The sequence below is a fragment of the Paraliomyxa miuraensis genome, assembly GCF_026337845.1.
In the GTDB taxonomy this organism is placed as follows: domain Bacteria; phylum Myxococcota_A; class Polyangia; order Nannocystales; family Nannocystaceae; genus Paraliomyxa; species Paraliomyxa miuraensis.
Genome location: NZ_JAOVZF010000154.1, coordinates 162,068 through 181,545, shown reverse-complemented (window position 1 = coordinate 181,545; position 19,478 = coordinate 162,068). Strand labels below are relative to the sequence as shown.

The 19,478-nt window shown below is 71.0% G+C and carries 17 protein-coding genes; 6 read left to right on the top strand and 11 right to left on the bottom strand.

Annotated features, from left to right (window positions below):
- Positions 1 to 134 precede the first annotated feature (134 nt).
- The 5 genes from OEB96_RS22975 (at position 135) to OEB96_RS22955 (ending at position 4,969) form a co-directional block, all read left to right on the top strand.
- Positions 135 to 1,115: a UbiA family prenyltransferase gene (locus tag OEB96_RS22975; RefSeq protein ID WP_266218820.1), complete on the top strand. Its 981-nt coding sequence runs from the start codon at positions 135 to 137 to the stop codon at positions 1,113 to 1,115.
- Positions 1,112 to 1,903 carry a ferrochelatase gene (locus tag OEB96_RS22970; RefSeq protein ID WP_266218818.1) on the top strand — a complete coding sequence of 264 codons (792 nt, stop codon included), beginning with the start codon at positions 1,112 to 1,114 and terminating at the stop codon, positions 1,901 to 1,903. The genes OEB96_RS22975 and OEB96_RS22970 overlap by 4 nt, the downstream gene beginning before the upstream one ends.
- Positions 1,904 to 1,916: 13 nt before the next feature.
- Positions 1,917 to 3,272 (top strand): glutathione-disulfide reductase, encoded by a 1,356-nt coding sequence (gene gor / locus OEB96_RS22965; protein WP_266218817.1) that lies wholly within the window; start codon positions 1,917 to 1,919, stop codon positions 3,270 to 3,272.
- A gap of 10 nt (positions 3,273 to 3,282) precedes the next feature.
- The gene (locus tag OEB96_RS22960) at positions 3,283 to 3,660 is read left to right on the top strand and encodes an HNH endonuclease (RefSeq protein ID WP_266218815.1); all 378 of its coding nucleotides are present in this window, start codon (positions 3,283 to 3,285) and stop codon (positions 3,658 to 3,660) included.
- A 70-nt stretch (positions 3,661 to 3,730) separates the two neighbouring features.
- Positions 3,731 to 4,969 (top strand): MFS transporter, encoded by a 1,239-nt coding sequence (locus OEB96_RS22955; protein ID WP_266218813.1) that lies wholly within the window; start codon positions 3,731 to 3,733, stop codon positions 4,967 to 4,969.
- Positions 4,970 to 5,037: 68 nt separating this feature from the next.
- Here OEB96_RS22955 and OEB96_RS22950 read toward each other — a convergent pair whose 3' ends face one another.
- Positions 5,038 to 5,607, bottom strand: coding sequence for an HD domain-containing protein (locus OEB96_RS22950; protein ID WP_266218811.1), 570 nt, complete (start codon positions 5,605 to 5,607; stop codon positions 5,038 to 5,040).
- Positions 5,608 to 5,700: 93 nt separating this feature from the next.
- Between OEB96_RS22950 and OEB96_RS22945 the strand changes: the two genes are divergently transcribed.
- On the top strand, positions 5,701 to 6,495 hold the full coding sequence (locus tag OEB96_RS22945) for an LNS2 domain-containing protein (RefSeq protein ID WP_266218810.1): 795 nt from the start codon (positions 5,701 to 5,703) through the stop codon (positions 6,493 to 6,495).
- A gap of 42 nt (positions 6,496 to 6,537) precedes the next feature.
- Here the strand turns inward: OEB96_RS22945 and OEB96_RS22940 are convergent, their stop codons facing one another.
- The 10 genes from OEB96_RS22940 to eno all read right to left on the bottom strand — a co-directional run bounded on the left by OEB96_RS22940 (position 6,538) and on the right by eno (position 19,277).
- Entirely contained in the window at positions 6,538 to 7,455 is a 918-nt protein-coding gene (locus tag OEB96_RS22940) for a tetratricopeptide repeat protein (RefSeq protein ID WP_266218809.1), read from the bottom strand.
- 127 nt (positions 7,456 to 7,582) lie between these two features.
- The gene (locus OEB96_RS22935; protein WP_266218807.1) at positions 7,583 to 8,269 is read right to left on the bottom strand and encodes a DUF4215 domain-containing protein; all 687 of its coding nucleotides are present in this window, start codon (positions 8,267 to 8,269) and stop codon (positions 7,583 to 7,585) included.
- Positions 8,266 to 9,630, bottom strand: coding sequence for a DUF2341 domain-containing protein (locus OEB96_RS22930; RefSeq protein WP_266218806.1), 1,365 nt, complete (start codon positions 9,628 to 9,630; stop codon positions 8,266 to 8,268). Before OEB96_RS22930 ends, OEB96_RS22935 begins: the two co-directional genes overlap by 4 nt.
- A gap of 73 nt (positions 9,631 to 9,703) precedes the next feature.
- Positions 9,704 to 11,272, bottom strand: a complete 1,569-nt coding sequence (locus OEB96_RS22925) for a DsbA family protein (protein WP_266218804.1) — start codon at positions 11,270 to 11,272, stop codon at positions 9,704 to 9,706.
- A 34-nt stretch (positions 11,273 to 11,306) separates the two neighbouring features.
- Positions 11,307 to 12,740 (bottom strand): hypothetical protein, encoded by a 1,434-nt coding sequence (locus OEB96_RS22920; protein WP_266218802.1) that lies wholly within the window; start codon positions 12,738 to 12,740, stop codon positions 11,307 to 11,309.
- Between the two features lie 28 nt (positions 12,741 to 12,768).
- On the bottom strand, positions 12,769 to 14,067 hold the full coding sequence (locus OEB96_RS22915) for a glycosyltransferase family 4 protein (protein ID WP_266218800.1): 1,299 nt from the start codon (positions 14,065 to 14,067) through the stop codon (positions 12,769 to 12,771).
- Between the two features lie 24 nt (positions 14,068 to 14,091).
- Positions 14,092 to 14,838, bottom strand: a complete 747-nt coding sequence (locus tag OEB96_RS22910; protein ID WP_266218799.1) for a class I SAM-dependent methyltransferase — start codon at positions 14,836 to 14,838, stop codon at positions 14,092 to 14,094.
- A 121-nt stretch (positions 14,839 to 14,959) separates the two neighbouring features.
- Positions 14,960 to 16,390, bottom strand: a complete 1,431-nt coding sequence (locus tag OEB96_RS22905) for a peptidase M16 family protein (RefSeq protein WP_266218797.1) — start codon at positions 16,388 to 16,390, stop codon at positions 14,960 to 14,962.
- A 35-nt stretch (positions 16,391 to 16,425) separates the two neighbouring features.
- A complete protein-coding gene (locus OEB96_RS22900) occupies positions 16,426 to 18,024 on the bottom strand; it encodes a peptidase M16 family protein (RefSeq protein ID WP_266218795.1) in 1,599 nt (532 codons plus the stop codon).
- Entirely contained in the window at positions 17,988 to 19,277 is a 1,290-nt protein-coding gene (gene eno, locus OEB96_RS22895; protein WP_266218794.1) for a phosphopyruvate hydratase, read from the bottom strand. The genes OEB96_RS22900 and eno overlap by 37 nt, the downstream gene beginning before the upstream one ends.
- Positions 19,278 to 19,478 lie beyond the last annotated feature (201 nt).

Here is a 19,478-nt window from a genome sequence, read left to right as displayed (position 1 = left end):
CACCTGATCGGCAGCCCGTGAGTCGATGCCGGCAGCATGGCGGCGACGCTACCGTGAAAACCTCGGGGCGAACATTCCCCATGGGCCCGGCTTGGCTCCTGGCTGGTGGGATCTGGGGCTGGTAGACTTCGGGTGTGCATCCCGCCGAGCTTCCGCTGCATCGGCGCTGGTTCTACGCGCTCAAGCCCGGCGGCTGGCCCAAGCTGTTGGTGGCGGCCGCCCTCGGCCACGGGATCGGGATCGCGAGCGCAGGGCGGATCGACCTCGTGGCGCTGGCCCTGGGCGCGGTCTTCACGATGCTGCACCTGGCCTTCGTGGTGCTCGTCAACGACTGGGGCGATCGAGACGTCGACGAGATCAAGCGACGCCTGTACCCCGATCAGTGCTCGCCCAAGACCATCCCCGACGACGTGCTCGACGAGCGCTCGGTGCTGCTGGGTGGGACTGGAGCCGCCGCGCTCGCGCTGGGGGTCGCCGGGCTCGCCGAGCACCTGCTGGCGCGCCCCGGGCTGCTGCTGGGAGGGGCCGCGTGTCTGCTGCTCCTGGTCCTCTATACCCTGCCCCCGGTGCGCCTGAACTATCGCGGGGGTGGCGAGGTGCTGGAGATGCTGGGGGCCGGCTTCTTCTTGCCGTGGTGGAACGCCTACGTGCAGGGCGGCCAGGCGATGCCCGCGGGCATGGTGGTGCTGCCCTCGTTCGCGCTGCTGTGCCTGGCCAGCGCCTTGGCCAGCGGACTGGCCGACGAGGAGAGCGATCGCCTCGGGGGCAAGCGCACCTTCACCACCAGCTTCGGCCCGATCGCGGTGCGACAGGCGGCCGATGGCCTGGTGATCGGGGCCATGCTCGTGTGGGCCGCGCTGCCGTGGCTGGCGCCCTACCACGCGCAGGTGTGGATGGTGCTGCCCGTCGTGGTGGTGATGGTGTCCGACTACCGCGAGCTGGTGAGCGAAGGTCGTCACCTCGGGGACCCCATGCACCGCCGCTACAAGGAGTTGCTGCACCAGTGCATCTGGCGGGGCGGGTTGATGATGGCGGCCATGCTCGCGATCGCGGGCCTCCTGAGCGGGGGCATCGGTGGCGGGGGAATCGGCTGCGGAGGGATCGGCAGCGGGTGAGCGTGCCTGCCTCATCGCCGTCGTGCGCGGGGGCGCTGCAGCGCCTCGCCGATGCCGATGCCCGCCGGTCTGGGGCGCGCTGGCTCTCGTTGTCCCCCGAGCGCAGTCACGCGCACACGCTCGAGGCGATCGGGCGCGAGCTGTGGTCCGGCGGCGCCGATCCCCGGGCGGCCGAGGCCCTGGCCGACGGACTGGCGACCATCGAGGCGGCCATGCGCCGCTCGTTTCCCCGCAACGTCTTCGGCGATCTCGATCTCCTCGCCGGATCGCTGTGGCGTGGAGCACTCGCGGCCGGGGAAGGAGCCGTCGCGCACCTGCGTGCGCAGTGCATGCGGGTGGCGGCGCTCCAGGAGCTGTTCGGCGAGGCCACGGCGATTCGCTTTCGCTACGTGCACGACTTCGTCTATGGCTTCGACTGGGCCAAGTGGGTGGCGCGCGATCCGGCGAATCGCGCCCACGTGGGGCCGTTCTCGCCCGAGTTCCTGGCGACGATGGAGCATCGTGGACACGAGCTGTTGGTGCTCATCGATGGCGGCCATGACCCCAAGTATCCTCCGCTTCCCGACGAGCGCCCGCGCAATCCGTTTGGGTTCTCGCGCGAGCCGGACGCCGAGATCGCGCTGCATCGCCAATTGGCGCATCGACGGCTCATCCCGGTCGAGGCATGGTGCGTGCGGGGGCGCGCGCGCTGGGATCTGCCCTTTGCGCAGCTACGGCGAGAGCACGCGGCCCGCCTTGGTCTGGCCGATGGTGACCCTGCTGGCCTGGCTCCCCTGCGCGGCGTATGACGGAGACGAATCCATGAGCGAGTACGACTTCGATCTGTTCACCATCGGCGCCGGATCGGGTGGTGTGGCGGCCAGCCGTCGCGCGGCCAGCCACGGGGCTCGCGTGGCCATCTGCGAGGCGGACCGCGTGGGGGGCACCTGCGTGCTGCGAGGCTGCGTGCCCAAGAAGCTGCTGGTCTACGCCGCGCACCTGCGGGACGAGCTGACCGACGCGGCCGGCTACGGGTGGTCGCTCGACGGTGAGCCCACCCTCGACTGGGCGCGGCTGGTCGCGGCCAAGAACGCCGAGCTCGATCGCCTCAACGGGATCTACCTGCGCATGCTGGCCAACGCCGGGGTGGAGGTCATCGAGGGGCGCGGGGTCATCATCGATCCACACACGGTCGAGGTTCGCGGCCACCGGTACACGACCGAGCGAATCCTCGTGGCCACGGGGGGCTGGCCGCACGTGCCCGAGATCCCGGGCGCCGAGCTGGGCATCACCTCCAACGAGGCGCTCGAGCTGACGCAGGTGCCTGCGCGCATGTTGATCGTGGGCGGGGGCTACATCGCGGTGGAGTTCGCGGGCATCTTTGCCGGCGCCGGCTCCAAGGTCACGATGCTCGTGCGCGGCTACGGAGTCCTGCGGGAGTTCGATGACGACGTGCACTCCGCCCTGGCCGAAGAGCTGCAGCGGCGCGGGATCGAGCTCGAGACCCACACCGATGTCGAGTCGGTCGAGCGCCGCGGAGACGGGGTGGTGGCTCACTGCAGGGGTGGCCACGAGCACGAGGCCGACGTGCTGCTGTGGGCGACGGGTCGCTGGCCGAATTCGCGGGGCGTGGGCCTCGAGGAGGTGGGGGTCGCGCTCGACGATCGGGGGGCGGTCCTGGTCGACGAGTGGTCGCGCACCAACGTGCACGGGATCTTCGCGATCGGGGACGTGACCACGCGGGTCGCCCTGACCCCGGTCGCCATCGCCGACGGTCGCGCCCTGGCCGAGACCCTGTTCAACGACAATCCCACCCAGATCGATCACGAGGGCGTGCCGACGGCCGTGTTCTCCCAGCCACAGGTGGGCACGGTGGGGCTGACCGAGAAGCAGGCCCGCGCCCGCTTCGCCCGCGTCGACGTCTATCGCACCCACTTTCGCCCGATGAAGCACATCCTGCCCGGCCGGCAGGAGCGTACGATGATGAAGCTCGTGGTCGACAAGGACAGCGATCGCGTGCTGGGGGTCCACATGGTCGGTCCCGACGCGGCGGAGATCATCCAGGGGTTCGCGGTGGCCCTCAAGTGCGGCGCGACCAAGAAGCAGTTCGACGCCACGGTGGCCATCCACCCCTCGTCGGCCGAGGAATTCGTGACGATGGCCAAGCCGCTGGAGTAGTGACGCGGCCATGCGCGAGGTGACCCGGCGGCGGCTCTTGTGGTGTGCGGCCACCGACAGCAGCTTCGAGCGCATCGAGCTCGCCGATGGGCCCGCGCTCGAGGGCAAGTGCCTGCACTGCAGCCGCAAGCTGCTGCTGCGCGCGGACGGCGAGCCGATCTCGCGCGCGACCATCGAGCACATCGTGCCGCGCACCCACGGCGGCGGTGACGAGCTCTCCAACCTGGGCATCGCATGCGCGCGCTGCAACCACGGCAAGGGCGTGCGCCTCGACGTGCGGCGCGCCGACGACCCGACGCTTCGGCGGGTGATCGAGACCCTCCGCGAGCGCCGACGCGCCCGCTGGCGCGAGCCGCCGAGCGACTGGGACCTGCCTTCGCGGCCCTGACGGCACCCTGGGGATGGCTGCGCCGGGCGCTCGCCGCGAGCCATCGATTCGGGCGAGCATGGGGGCCGGCATGCTGCTGCGGTTCTCGCTCTACGGCCTGCTCAAGAACCAGCGCTACTTCGAGGCGTTCTTGGTGCTCGCGTTCGTGGAGCGGGGGCTGTCGTTCACCGAGATCGGTGTGCTGGTGGCGCTGCGAGAGCTCACCACCAACGTGCTCGAGGTGCCCTCGGGGGTGTTCGCCGATCTGGTGGGTCGGCGGCGTGCGATGGTGGGCTCGTTCGCGGCCTATGTGGTCGCATACCTCGTGCTCGGGCTCGTCGCGGGGCTCTGGCCCACGGCCCTGGGCATGCTGCTCATCGGGGTGGGCGACGCGTTCCGCAGCGGGACCCACAAGGCCATGATCTTCGACTGGCTGGCGGCGCAGGGGCGGCAGGACGAGCGGGTCGCGGTCTACGGCTTCACCCGCTCGTGGTCGCAGGTGGGCTCGGCGATTGCGGTGCCGATTGCCGCCACGGTGGTGTTCGTGCGGGGTGGGCACGCCGACGTGTTCTGGCTCTCGGCGATCCCGGCGGCGCTGAACCTGGTCAACCTGGCCACGTACCCGCGGGCGCTGGAGGGAGCGCGACGATCCGATGCGACCGCGGCCGAAGCGGTACGAGCGCTGTGGACGGCCGTGCGTGCGCTGCTGCCGAGCCGGCCGCTGCGTCGCTTGCTGCTCGAGGCCGCGGGCATCAGCGGGCTCTACAAGGCGATCAAGGACTACCTGCAGCCGCTCCTGGAGGGGGTCGCGCTGTCGTTGCCGCTGCTGCTTCGGCACGACGACGCGGCCCGCTCGGCGGTGTTGGTGGGGGCGGTCTACGCGATCTTGTTCCTGCTGTCGGCGTTCGCATCACGGCGGGCGCACCGCGTGGTCGAGCGCAGCAAGAGCCTCGAGCGCGCCGCGGGGGCCGTTCGCACGGCGGTCGTGCTGGTGCTCGCCGCCATGCTGGTGGGGCTGTGGCTGCCCTGGCCGGTGGTGGCCATCGTGGCGTTCGTGGCGTTGGCGATGTTGCACAACGTGTTTCGTCCGCTGCTGGTGAGCCGGTTCGACGAGCACGCGCCGGCCGAGCTGGGGGCGACGGTGCTCTCGGTGGAGTCGCAGGCGACCTCGCTGGGGGCGGTGATGCTGGCACCGCTCCTGGGGCTGGCGGTCGATCTCGCGTCCGGGTCCGGGGGCGCGGTTCAGCTGTGGCCGGTGGCGGCGGGAGGGCTGGTGCTGGCAGGGCTGGTCGCGGTGGTGGCTCGTCCTCGAGCCGAGCCTGCGCCGTGACCCGAGGGAGGCTGGTTCGACGCATCACGACCGGGCCTCGCGTCGAGCCGCGCCAGTGGGTCGCATGGTCAGTCCTCGGGCTGCAGGTGCTGGCCGTAGGCCTCGATCTTGCTCCACAGCCGCGGTCCCAGCACCGGACATGCAGAGCCGAGGGCTGCATGGATCTCCCGCGCCTCCTCGCGATAGCGGCGGATCTTGCTCGCGTTCCAGTAGTGCGGCGGAGGCTGGAGGTTGGTGATGCGATCGGCGAGCTTGACCATCCAGATCTCGGCCGGCTGCGCCTTGATCCGCTCGAGGCTGTCGCGCATCTGGGCGGGCTTGTCTCCCACCGCGGGGTCCTTGGAGAGCGCAGATACACCCTCCGCCACCTCCCGGCCGAAGCGCGCCTCGAGCTCCTCGAGGGTGGTCTTCGTGTCCTCGACCACGTCGTGGAGCAGCGCCACCGTGACCGCGAGGTCGGGTCGTGCCACGGGCTCTCCCGTCAGGGCCCGCCGTGCGATGCCGTGGCTCACCTCCATCGCGACCGTGCCCACGTGGATCACATAGGGCAGCTCGGACCCGGGAACGCGCTGTCCCTGGTGGGCGTGCGCCGCGAAGTGCCAGGCGCCCAGCCAGGCGTCGGGTGACCAGAGCGACATGCCCAGAGCATGCCACGCGGTGCCCTTGGGTGGGAGCCGTGGGTGCTGCATGATGGAGCTGGCATGACGACTGGCATGACGACTGGCATGACGATGAGCAAGACCACCGCGCGGGGGTGGCTGGTGGTGGCGGGGTGCCTCGCGTTGGCGTGTGGTGACGACACGTCCTCGGGCGACACCACGAGCGCCGAGGGATCGAGCGGAGGGACCACGGTCTTCATGGACTCGGGCACCACGGTCGAGCCGACCACGGGAGGCAGCACCGCGGGCAGCAGCACCGGCGCCGACTCGACGAGCGAGGGCTCGAGCAGCACCACCGCTGGCGTGTGCGCCACGGAGTTCCCCGCGATCGTCACCGACATCGACGAGACGCTCACGCTCTCCGATGCGGAGTTCTTCATGCAGATCGGCGACGGCAACTACGATCCCGTCGAGCGCGAGGGGGCGGCCGAGCTCATCGGGGCCTACGCCGAGCTCGGCTATCGCGTGCTCTACTTGACCGCGCGCTCCGAGGACATCGTGCTCGAGGGCACCGGCGAGACGGCCCGCGAGGCGACCGAGCGCTGGCTGCTCGAGCATGGCTTCCCCAACGATCCCGAGACCACGCAGGTGGTGCTCTCGGAGATGTTCGTGGTGGGCGACACGGCGCAGGCCTACAAGGCCGACGCACTGATGGAGCTGCAGGGCATGGGCTGGCGATTCGACTATGCCTACGGCAACGCCACCTCCGACATCGGAGCCTACGCCGACGCGGGCATCGACCTCGGGGCCACGTTCATCATCGGCGACCACGCGGGCGAGGGCGGCACGGTGGCGGTGGCGGGCGAGGGCTGGGTCGAACACGCCGACATGCACCTGCCCACGGTCCCCGCCGTGTGCCAGGAGTGAGCACGGAGCACGAAGGGGCGGGGATGGAGCGCGTTCCCGGGTTCAGATCGCGACGTCGAGCGCCCGAGGTCGGCGGAACCGCAAGGTCACGTCCTCCTCTTGCTCGGGGCGGATGCCGCGGAGACCTCGGTTGATCGCGATGGGCTCGGTCGGTCGCGCGGGGACCCGCCGCGGATGACCGGCCGAGGCGCCCAGGCCCGCTCGGGCGCGCAGGCGGTCGACCACCGGGTTGGGTCGCGACGCAGCGACCCTGGTGACCATGTCGAGATCGACCTCGGGCTCGTGGTCCACCGCGAGGACGATCGGAGCCGACGGCACGCGATGGACCACGGTCTGCGCATCGGCGGCGGGGGCCTCGGGCACGGTGGCCGCGGGGAGCAACTCGAGCATGTGCAGCAGGGGATTGCGCGCAATCACGGTGTGCCCCGTGATGAGGGCGGTGTGCACGGGCGTGGCCTGCGGAGCGATGGCCTCGGCCGCGACGGCTGGATGCTCGGGCGCCGCGGGAGCTTCGACGGGCTCCTGGTCCTCCCACGACATCAAGAAGCGCAGCAGCTCGGCCGCCTCCTCGGTGCGCCCTGCGTCCATGTAGCGATCGGCCAGGCCCTCCACCCGCGCCACCGCAGCCTCGTGTCGCCCCATGGCCTCTTCGATCATGGCCAGATCGACGTCGAGCTCCATCCGGGAGGGATCGATGGCGAGCGCCTTGCCCAGCAGGCTCAGCGCGTCCTCGTGCTCGTCCCGCGACTCGAAGGTCTCGGCGGCGCGGACGAGTCCCTCCACCGCCTCGCCCCGGCGGCCAAGGGCCGCGAGCGACTCGGCCAGCCCGAGGTGAGCCCCGACGAAGGTCGGGTCGATCCCCATCGCGGCTCGAAACGCCCCGATGGCCTGGGGGTAGCGAGCATGCGCGAAGTGCAGGTGGGCCCGGACCAGGGGGAGCTCGACGAGGTGCGGTTGCATGTCCCCCTATGTAGGCAAGAGCCAGGCCAAGTGCGCGAACCCGTGAGCCCGGGCACTTGCGGCAGCTCCACGACCCCTGGCCACGGGGGTTGGGCGAGTTGCCCAAGCGAGTCGCCCAAGCGACGGCTCAGCACATCATGCCCATGTCGCAGCACTGCGAGGTGTCGATCTGACACCCGGTGCACGAGAGCATGCCGCTCATGAACCCATAGTCGGCGCAGCCGAGGCCGTCGGGCACGGCGCCATCGCACTCCTCGACCCCCACGTGGACGAACCCGTCGCCGCAGGCGGCATGGTTGCAGTCCACGCATGCGTCGCCATCGTTGCTGTTGCCGTCGTCGCAGTCCTCGGAGCCACGGACGTAGCCGTCGCCGCAGTAAGCGAAGCGACAGTCCGTACACGAGTCGGTGTAGTCGTCGTTGCCGTCGTCACATTGCTCGCCGTCCTGCAGGATCTCGTCCCCGCAGATCGGGATCGTGCAGGCGTTGCTGCAGCCATCGTGGTCGACGAGGTTGCCGTCGTCGCAGTCCTCTCCGGGGTCGAGCTGACCATCGCCGCAGTAGGGAGGCAGCGGCATCGGTCCCACCGTGTCCACTCCGCCCGAGGCGGGATCGTCGCCGCCGCTGTCGGGCATCGACGCCCCGGTGGGGTCGTCGGTGGTGACGTCCGACGACGAGGCCAGCGTTTCGGCGGTGCCGGAGGCCTCGGTCTCGGTGTCGGCCGGCTCGCCCGGGTCGCCCCCGCAGGCCAGGCCCACCGACAGCAAGAGCCCCGCGAGCGTGGGCCGGGGCCGGGGTCCGTCGAGGGGCATCATCCGCCCACCTCCCAGGACTCGATGGCGCCGTAGATCAGCAGCTCGTCGCGCTCCGATTCGGCCTGCACCTCGATCCACTCCGGGTCCCGCACGACGGTCTGGATGCGGATCTCGTCGAGGATGCCATCGAAGCGGCGATCGTTGTTGGCCCGATTGCCCAGCGCGAGCGGGATCTCGGCGTCGGAGGATGGCTCGGCCACCATGGGAGGCTCCGGTGCCATGCCGAGCTCCTGCAGGACGCCATTGACGTAGAGCAGGGGTGCCTCGACGTTCAGCGGCGCGTAGGTCACGGCCACGTGGGCCCACCGGTGGGTCTCCAGCGCGCCGTTGGGGGTGCCCCAGATGACGGCGCCCGTGGCCGCGTTGGGTACGAAGCCGAAGCGAAGCTGACCGCCACCACCGACGTTGAAGGACCACCCGGATCCCGCGGCATCCTTGTTGGCGATCCTCCCGAAGTTGCCTCCGCCCCAGCCGCGGGGGCGAATCCACGCCGTGATCGTGCCGCCCGTGGCGAACACGTCGGCCACCGATGGGGTGGCGCCCACGTCGAGGCGAGCGGTGCTGCTGCCGAAGTTCATGCCGTTGGCGATCTGTCCGTGGGTGACCCCGACGGTCCCGCTGGTCGAGGCGTCGTTGGCGTTGGGCGTGGAGTCGGTGGGGTCCTCCTCGAGGTGCCACACGCCGACGAATGGATCGGACCATGCACCTTGCGGTACGTCGGCGCCCTCGGCCGAAGGATTGCCATAGTAGATCCACAGGTGATCGGACGCGCCACCGAGCTCGTCGACCCTCACCCAGATCGTCGAGATGCCCTGGGGCTCCCAGCGCTCGACCTCGTGGGGCAGGTTCGTGCCCTGCGCCGACACGAAGCGCACGTCCTCGCCATCGGCTTGCATCAGCTCGTGGGCCACGCGACCCTCGGTGATCAGGATCAGCACGGGCACGTCGTCCAGCGGAGCCGCGATGGGCCTGGTCAGCGTCAGGGGCTGGCGGTGGGCCCACGCGCAGTCCCACCAGTCGGGGGGGCAGTCGTCACCGCTGGGGTCGATCGGACCGGTCGAGTCGACCGCGGTGGTGGTGGACCCGGTGGCCTCCTCTTCCGAGCCGGAGCCGCCGGACATGCTGGTCGAGCCTTCATCGAGCGCGACGCACTCTCCGGCCAGCTCGGGCGGGCTCTCGGATCCGTAGCGCTGCCCCGAAGTGCAGCCGTCATCGGGAAAGCTGCATGCGCCGGTGGGCTGACAGACGCCGGCACCCGCCGCGGCGGCGCACTCGGCATCCTCGCTGCATACGAAGTAGCCGGTGCCTTGGCATGCCACCACGGCGACCACCGCCGCGCCCAGGACGAGCCTCGCGTGCACCGAGGAATCCTAGCGAAATGCGACCGAGACGGGCACCCCGAAGGCTCGGTGCGGGTCCACGCGCGCGGGCGCGCTATTGCGGTCGTCCCTCGGGCACCACTGCCTGCACCCGGTCGGCCCCGCGCCAGGTCTGGCGCATGGTCTCGTAGAGCTGGGACCGGTCGGTCATGCCCTTGGCGGCCATGAACCGCTCCGCCTTGGCCTTCTCCTCCTGGATCAGCGCGTCGAAGTCCTCGTAGCTGGGGTTCTTGTCGAGGTAGCGGCCGTTGACGAAGAAGATGGGGGCCGGCGCCTTGCCGCGGAACACGTCGACGGTGGCGAGGTCGGCCTGGACCTGTGCGAGCGAGCCACCATTGCCCCGCTCGCGCAGATCCTTGTTGAACTGGTCCACGTCGAGCCCGAGGTCCTGGGCCAGCTTCTCGGCCGACTGGGCGGTGAAGTCGTCGTTGGCGACCAGCAAGCGGTCGTGAGCCTCCCAGAACTTGCCCTGGCGGTGCGCGGCCAGGGCGATCTGGGCCGAGCGGCGGGCCGTGGTGCTCTCGGCCAGCTGGCGGAACACCAGGCGCACGTCGTTGGGGTACCTGGCGAGGAGCCGGCGCAGCGTGGGCTGCACGGCGCGGCAGTCGTCGCAGTCGAAGGCTCCGTACTCCACGATGGTCACCAGCGCATCGGCCGGGCCCTTGCTGGGCAGACCCGCGGCCACGGGGACCGCGTAGTTGGGGGTGCGGCTGGCCTCGCCGTACTCGTGATCGGGATCGGGCTTGGCATCGGCGGGGACGCCCGGCTGGGAGGGCCGGGCGGGCTCGGCCTCGGCCTTGGCCGACCCGTCGTCGGATCCGGATCCGGGAAGCGCGGGCGCCTTGTGCAGGAAGCGGGCGTAGAGCTCCTCGCGCTTGGCCCCGGCCTCGAGCAGCTTGCGCGCCGCTCCGAGCTCCTCTTCGATGATGGCGCGGATCTGATCGGCCGGCTGCGCCCCGCTGTAGAAGCGGCCATTGACGAAGAATGCCGGGGTGCCGCGCACGCCCAGCGCACGCCCCTGCGCCATCTCGGCCTGCACGTGATCACGGATCGCGTCGCTCTGAAAGTCCTTGCGGAAGCGATCCATGTCGAGCCCGGCCTCGCGTGCGTAGCCCTCGAGCTCGTCGTCGGACAGCGCGCGCTGGTTGGCGAACATCAGGTCGTGCAGCTCCCAGAACTTGCCCTGCTCGTGGGCGGCCAGGGCGGCCCGCGACGCGGGCTCGGCCTGCGCGTGCATCGGCAGCGGGAACTGCTTGAACACCAGCTTGAGGTCACTGCGGTACTCGCCCTGCAGCTCCTCGAGCGTGGTGGCGAGCCGGGAGCAGAACGGACACTGGAAGTCGCTGTACTCGACGATGGTCACCAGGGGAATCGCGGCGCCCACGTACGGATCGCGCTCGTCGATGAGGGCCCGCACGCGGTCGTTCTCCACCAGCGCATCGAATTTGCCGTCGACGTCGTCGGGCCCGATGAGCCGCGCGGCGCCGACCTGCTGGGTCGGGGTGGCCTCGTCGTCGCCCTGCGGACGCCGCTTGCCGATGCAGCCGGGCGCGGCGGCCAAGGCCAGCGCCAGGGCCAGGGCGGAGCACGGGAGAGTGAGCCGAGTGGAGCGCGCAGCGTTCATGCGACGGCGGGTGTAGCACTGCGGCCAGCCCAGCTCAACGCTGGCCGGGCGAGAGCTGCGCGTCGAGGTATTGCAGGTAGCCGGCCAGGGCACCCGAGAACACGATGGGGACCATGGTGAACGAGGAGTTGGGCAGCAGGTCGACCGCGTCGACGGCCGCGGTCAGGGCCATGGTGCCCAGCACGACCCGTTCGGCGTTGCCGATCACGGCCCGGGATGCGTGCGAGGCCAGGCGCTTGGCGGTGCGCCCGGCCCACAGCACGGGCAGCGCGATCAGCCAGAACCACCCGATCACGCCGAACCCACCGCGAACGCTGTAGTGGATGGCCCACTCGCCATCGGTGACCGAGATGTCGCGGCCGCTGTCGGGATCATAGCGACGGTTGCGACCCCAGCCGCCCCAGCCCCAGATCGGCTTTTGCAGGGTGTGCTCGATGAGCATCTTCTCGTTGTCGAAGCGCATGCCCAGCGACGCGGCTCGCTCGGCGCTGCGGGCCTCCACGTAGGCGATGATGTCGTCGGCGGGGAACCAGTCCTTGGCCCGCGTGATGGGAAACGTGACGAACACCGCCGCCAGCACCCAGGCGAGCCGGACCTGGGTGCGCGGGGCCGTCATCAGGACCATGGGGATCGCCACCGCCACGTAGATCACGACGGCCACGTTGCGCGAGACCGACAGCGCAAACCCGATCATCATGGCGGCCAGGCCGGCCGAGATCGCGGGGTGGAGCGGCTCCTTGAGCCGCCGTAGCCCCAGCGCGCAGGCCAGCCCCACGAACTGGAACATGGCCAGGCCGAGCCCGCTCTGGTTGAACACCACGGGCTTGAACCCGCCTCCGCGAATGTTGTGGGCGAAATCGAGCGCGTGATAGCCGTAGACCATGCGATGCAGCTGGGGGCTCATCACGGTCTCGAACAGGCTGAGGGGAACGTGGATGAGCGCGGCGATCGTGAACGCCTTGAGGAACCACACCGCGTCCTCGCGGCTCTGCACCAGCATCTGGCCCACCGAGAACGGGATCACGTACTTGAACACGTCCTCGATGGTCATCGCGATGCACTCGGTGGGCCGGAGCGCCTGGATGATCACCAGCGGGTAGCGAGGTCCGCCCTCCCAGGCGAGCTTGCCTCCGAACACGAAGCTCTCGGGGTTGGTCAGGGCGGTGCCCACGTTGCCCACCGCCATGATCACGAAGAACAGCTGGATGCCCCGGAGCACGCGCATGCGCTGGAAGCGACGCCTGGACGTCAGCATCAGGCCCACGAACGCGCACAGGCACACCAGCACGTGCTTGTTGATCGCAGGCAGGATCGGGGGATCGACCGCGACGAGCTCGGGCAGGAACATCGTGCCCCCGATCGCGACCATGAAGGCGGCCTTGCGCGGCTCGTACTGGGCGAACAGCAGCGCGGAGATCGGGATCCACAAGAAGAAGACGAGATACGCGAATGGCCCAGGGGCGTGCACGGGTCGCGCCCATGGTAGTCCACCGGGTTCAGTCGGGGAACGGCATCCCGAAGTCGGGCTTGTCGCGCTGGCCCAGGACCCAGCGGTAGATCTCGAGGGTTTGGCGCGCCTTGGCCTCCCAGGTGTAGTGCTCGAGCACGCGTGCGCGCGCACGCTCCCCCATGGGGCGAATGACGCTCGGATCCTCGACCAGCGACTCGAGCGTGCGACGCATGCCGGCCACGAGCTGCTCGCGGCTGCCGAGCGGCACGCGGAAGCCGGTGGCATCGGTCACCAGCTCGGCCGGGCCCGCGTAGTCGGCGATGACCGGGACCAGGCCGAGGGCCATGGCCTCGAGCACCACGCCGCCGCCGAATTCCCTCACGCTGGGGAAGCCGAACACGTCGGACTCGAGCAGGCGCCCCTCGAGCAGGCGATGCTCGACCCAGCCCTCGAGGCGCACGTAGGGGGCGAGGCCCAGCGACTCGATCTGCTGGGCCAGCGGGCCCCGCTCGGGGCCGTCGCCGATCACGTCGAGCACGAGCTTGCCCGCGCGCATGAGCTCGGCCGTGGCCTCGAGCAGCATGTCGACGCCCTTGTAGGCCACCAGGCGGCCCACGAACGCCACGCGCAGCGGGGTGGCCACCGGCCCGCTCTTGGCACGGCCGAAGCGAGCCGGGTCGATCGCGTTCTCGGGCACGTAGACCGTGCGCGGCTTGGCCTGCGCCGAGAGCTGGTCGAAGGTGGCGCGCGAGCCCGCGATGATCGCGGTGGTGTCACGCTGCGTGCTGCGATAGCCGGGCATCACGCGGTAGGCGTTGCGGACGTAGTGCAGCCACTCGCCCTCGCGGCGCTGGACGTGGCCGAACCCCGGGGGCCACGGCACGCCACCGTTGATGGGCCCCCACACGAACGGGACCCTCGCCTCCTTGCAGCGCGCGGCGATGATGCTGGGGATCGTGGGGGAGAGCGGCGTGATGCGATGGACCACGTCCCACTTGCGCGCGCGGATCTCGGGCCCGAAGCGCCGCCATAGCCGGGCCTCGTAGTAGTAGTAGGGAAGGAGCCCCATGGCGGTCTCGAACGTCCAGCCGAGCCCGGTGACCTTGCGGACGAGCTCCATCGCCTTGAACAGCGGGCTGGCCACGGCCTCGGAGTCGATCGCGGTCAGCTCGCGTCCGCGGACGAGTCCCGCCTTCTCGATGGCCTCGACGTTGCGCACCTGCGTGACGAGGTGGGCGTCGACCACGTCGAACAGCGCGCGCGCATGAGACCAGCCGACCAGCGGCACGCTGGTCCAGTCGGGGTTGGCCGCTTCGGCCAGTAGCAGCGCCTTGATGGTGCTCATGCAAGCCTTCCCTCCCCGGGATCGTCACCGGGGCTTGCGCGCCAGGGCCACCAGCGAGTCGCGCCACAGCGGCCGCTTCTGCAGCGGGGCCAGCACCTTGCGGCCGATCTTGGTCAGCGGGGTGGCGCCGCTGTTCTGCAGCTGCGCCAGCTCGACGTACTGGACCTCGAGCCCGGCTCGCTCCATCTGGAAGCGCAGGTGCTCGGCCGAGTACTCGATGGGGTGCCCCAGGCTCTCGCCGCGCTCGGGATAGAAGAAATTGTGGAACACCGGCATGCCCAGGAACAACCGGATGGAATTGCGCAGCCGGTAGAGGTTGGGCGTGGTCAGGAAGATGTATCCACCCGGCTTGATCCAGCGGGCGATCTTCTCCAGCACCAGGTGGGGAGGGATCGCCATGTGCTCGATCACCTCGAGCAGCACGACCATGTCGAGTTCTTCCTGGAATTCGAGGTCGTCGTGCGCGAGGTCGCAGACCACGAACCCGAGGCCGAAGCGCGTGGCCGCGTCGGCGTAGCCCTCGCCCACGTCGGCCAGCGTGCACTGGTCGCCGAACAGCTCGTGGCTCAGCAGCGCGATCTGACCGCCGCCGATCTCCAGGATCTTGGAGGGGCGCGGCAGGTCGATCCGCGCGATGTAGTCGAGGGTTCGGCGGTACCGTGGCTTGTCGCGCAGGTAGTACTCGGGCTCTTCGAAGAAGTTGTTGCCCAAGATCACCCGCTGGTAGGCCTCGTCGAAGTCGCGGTCGGTGAACCGCCTTGGCGCGGTCATGCGGAGCCTTTCGTGGGTCGTGTGCGGGCTGGCTCGTTCGCTCCCGAGCCCTGGCCCCGCGTCGCGCGAGTATAACGAATGAGCCCGGCTCGAGCCACCGACCACGGCGCTGACGGTGCTGCTACGGGGGCGGCGGCGTGGAGCCGGACTCGTCGAGCGGGGTGATGCGGGTCAGTCGTCGCAGCTCGCGGTCGCTCGCTCCCGCGACGAGCCAGCGCCAGCCGGGCTCGCCTCCGCGCGGATCGAGCCAGCGCTGCAGCCATGCTTGCAGCGCGTCGGCATCGGGCTCGAGCATGCTGCCGGCGTCGTGGGCCAGCGCCCCGGCCACGTCCTCGTCGCGATCGGCGAGGTCGAGCGCCTCGCTCCACAGCGCCGTCCAGTCCTCGCCGTCGAGGCTCGCTTGCACCACGCGTGCACCGAGCCACAGCTGGGCGGCCTGGAACAGGCGCTGCTGGGGCTGGCGGGTGGCCGCGAGGCTCGTGAGGGCGTCGACCGCCTCGGTGGCCGAGCGCTCGGGCTCGCGGCCCGACAGCGACACGCGGACCACGAACAACGCCACGTCGCCATGGATCTGCAGGCGAACGTCGAGCTCCTCTTGCAGCACCCGCTGGGCCAGCCGGGCGAGGCTGCGGTCCTGCGGGGTGGGCGTGGGCACCACGCGGCCGAACACCAGCACCGCCTTGCCCTCTTGGCCGGGCAGCACGTGCAGCGGGCTGGCGGGCGTGGCGAGCAACCGGCCTCCCGCCGCCCCGGAGGTCGCAGCGGTGGAAGACGCGGCGGGCGGGGGAGCGGCGCGCAGCCGGGCCAGTGCCGACGGAGGAACGGGTCGGCGGCCCAGGCCTCGCCAGCGCTCGGCGAGCTGGCGCAGCGCGGGACGATGCGCGGCGGCATCGTCGCTCGCGTGCACCACGAGCACCGCACGACGCGGATCGACCAGGGCCTCCCAGCCCTCGAGCAGCGCGTCGCGGGACAGGGCCTCGACCTCCGAGCGCTCGGTTCGTTGGCTGCCCGGATCGCGGCCGAGCAGCTGCTCGACCAGCGTCGAGATCGCCAGCTCGTCGGTGCTCGGGCGGCTGGCGATGGTGGTGAGCACCTCGGCGCGTGCGGTCTCGAGCCCCGCGGCGGGGCTGCGCGCGCCAAGCACCCCGGCGAGCAGCTCCAGGGTCCGCGCCGTCTCCTCGATCGGGGCGTGAGCCACCAGCTCCACGCGATCGGGTGCGGCATGGGTCTGCACCACCACGCCGCGATTGCGGGTGCGGCTGCCCAGCGCGATCGCGAGGTGGGTCTGCAGCACGGCCACCACGGAGGCCGAGCGCAGCGCGGGCTCGTCGCCCACGGGCAGCAGGACCCGCAGGTGGGTCACGGGAGCCGCCGGCTCGTGCAGCCAAAACGTCACCAGTCCGCTGTCGAGCACGGCTCGCGTGGGGGCGGGCCACGGCGGCGCCAGGCTGGCCAAGGCCTCGGACTGCCCCACCGTGGGAGGCTCGTCCCACACCTCCTCGACCTTGGGTGCGAGCTGGCGCTTGCAGGACAGCGCCGCCAGCAGGAGCACCAGTGGCCACCATCGATGACGCCGACGCATCGCGATCACTGGGCCGGCTCCTTGGGGGCCGGCTCCTTGGGGGCCGGCTCCTTGGGGGCCGGCACGAGCACGACTGCGGCGCCGGGTTGCAGGTGCGCGCCGAAGCCACGGCCGCGCCAAGACACCGAGAGCTGCGCGAGCCCGGTGAGGGCGGAGACGGGTCGTGCACGCCAGCCCGGCGCGCTCGACTCGGGATCGGCTGCGCCGGGGCTGGTCCACGCGAGTCGCTGGGCCAGGGGCAGCGCGCTGCGGAGCTCCTGCGACCAGGCTCGTCGAAGTCCCTCGCGCTGACGCTCGACGAGCACGTCGTCCTCGCCTCGCTCGAGCCGCTCGGTGCGGGCCTGGACCAGCGCCTTGGGATCGTCCACCCCGGTGGCATGCAGCACCAGCGTCGCGCGCCGTGGATCCACGTCGAGGTGGCAGCGCAAGCGTGCGCGCGCGGGCTCGCCCGGCAGGCGTCGCTGGCGGTTGAGCGCCTTGCACCACACGGTGGCCTGGGCCAGGCTCGCGGGGTCGGGCGCCACCGGCCACACGAAGCGCCCGCCGGCCTCGCCCGGGATCTCCAGCGCCTGGGGGACGGTGCCGGTGCGCCAGCGAGGGCTGCGGTCGCGCACCCGTCGTGGCTGGGCGGGAAGATCGGCGAACAGGGCCTCGATGCGCTCGCGGAGCTTGGGAGGTCGGTGGGGCGAGACGACGATCAAGGTGGCCTGCTCGTAGCGAAAGCGATCGGCCAGGGCCTGCCCGATCGCTCGCGGTACCATCGCCTCGAGCGCCGGCGTGACGACCCGCCCGTCGTGCTCGAGCTCGGGGACCCCATGGGCGGCCGCCATCGCGGCTCGCGGGGCCCGCCACGCGCGTGAGCCATCGCGTCGGGCCCAGCGCAGCGTGCTCCCCCAGAGCTCGGCGCTCACCGTGGGCGCGCGCAGTCGCTGGGACTCGATCCACAGCACGTCGTCGAGCGCGGAGATCGGCGCCAGCGTCTCGAAGCGCACCTGGGCCGGGCCCACCGCCAAGCTGGTGATCCCGCCCTGGTCGTGCACCATCGCGGCCGCGCCGGCCGGCCTCAGCTCACGGTTGCCCTGCAGCAGGTGATAGGCCAGGGCGTGCACCAGGCCGGCCTGCGAAGGCGGATCGTCCTCGGTGCCGGTCTCGATCGCCAGCACGACTGCGGCCACGGGCAGGCTCGCGTCCTGGGCCACGATCACCCGCAAGCCGCACGGCAGCACGCCGTCCTGGAGGCGAGGACCCGGGAGGGCGGCCTCGTCGAGCGAGCCTCCGTCGAGCGAACCCCCGTCGCCGGCCGTGTCCTGGCCGTCGTCCGTGGCTCCGTCGTCGCCGTGATCCTCGTTGGCCCCGTTGGCCTCGTTGGCCGCGTCGGGGCCCTCGGTGGGATCGTCGGGGCCCGCGGGTTCGAGGGCCTCGGCTGGGGGCTCGTCCTCCATGTCCGCGAGCACGGCGCGCCCATGCCCGAGCCCCAGCCCGAGCCCGAGCAGGGCCACGCACACGCAGGCCCAGGGCCCACGCCAGCCCAGCAGCGCGAGCCGAACGCGGGACCGGCCCGATCCGCTCAGCGGGCGCCGAAGAGCTCGCGGCCTCGGAAGCATGCGTCCCGTCCCAGCAGCTCGTCGATGCGCAGCAGCCGGTTGTACTTCTCGATGCGGTCCGATCGCGAGGCACTGCCGGTCTTGATCTGCCCGGACTCGTGGGCCACCGCGAGGTCGGCGATGAAGTCGTCGCCGGTCTCGCCGCTGCGGTGCGAGACCACGCAGCGGTAGCGAGCACGGTGGGCGGTGCGCATCGCCACCTGGGTCTCGGTGAGCGTGCCGATCTGGTTGACCTTGACCAATAGCGCGTTGGCGACCCCCAGATCGATGCCACGCTGCAGACGCTCGGGGTTGGTCACGAACAGGTCGTCGCCGACCAGCTGCACCTTGGCGCCGACCTTGTCGGTGAGCGTCTTCCAGCCGTCCCAGTCCTCCTCGTCCATGCCGTCCTCGATGGAGACCAGCGGGTACTTGCGGCACAGCTCGGCGTAGAGGTCGGCCAGCCCCGTCGAGTCGAGCTCGCGCCCGCCCTCGCCCGACAGCGTGTAGACCTTGCGCTCGGCGTCGTAGAACTCCGAGGCGGCCACGTCCAGCGCCACGCTGATCTGCTCGGCGGGTCGGTAGCCGGCGGCCTCGATGGCCCGGGTGAGCAGCTCCAAGCCCTCGGCGTTGCTGCCGAGATCGGGGGCAAAGCCACCCTCGTCGCCCACCGCCGTGGTCTTGCCCATCTCCTTGAGCATGCGCTTGAGCGTGTGGAACACCTCCACGCCCGCCCGCAGCGCCTCGGGGAAGGTGTCGAAGCCGTGGGGCACGATCATCGACTCCTGGAAGTCGAGGTTGTTGTCGGCGTGGGCTCCTCCGTTGATGACGTTCATCAGCGGCACCGGCAGCGTACGGGCCAGGGTGCCGCCGAGATAGTGGTAGAGGGGTAGCCCCACGTCCTCCGCGGCGGCGCGGGCGGTGGCCAGGGAGACCCCGAGGATCGCGTTCGCGCCCAGCGAGCGCTTGTTGGGGGTGCCATCGGCCTCGAGCATGGCGCGGTCGACCGCGCCCTGATCGAGCGCCTCGAGGCCGGCCACGACCGCGGCGAGGCGCTCGTTGACGTTGGCCACGGCCTGCGTGACTCCCTTGCCGAGGTAGCGGCCCTTGTCGCCGTCGCGAAGCTCGTGGGCTTCGAACTCACCGGTGCTGGCTCCCGAAGGCACGGCCGCTCGGCCAACGTTGCCCAGCTCGGTGGCCACCTCCACCTCCAGCGTCGGGTTGCCCCGGGAATCGAGGATTTCGCGTGCGTGAACGTCGACGATCGTGCTCATGCTGCCTCTCGTGAGTCGAAGGTAGCCCGAGGAGGCCGCGCTTTGCCAACGTGTGTGTTTTCGTGTGCGTTTTCCTCGATCTCCGGCGTGGGGTCGCAAATGGCCACGGGGAAGGGAACGAAGCGTTCCGCCCCCGCGGCGCGGCTGGCCCAGGGCGCGCACCCGTGGGCGGCCCCCGACGGCCGGTCGTGGGCGCTCGCC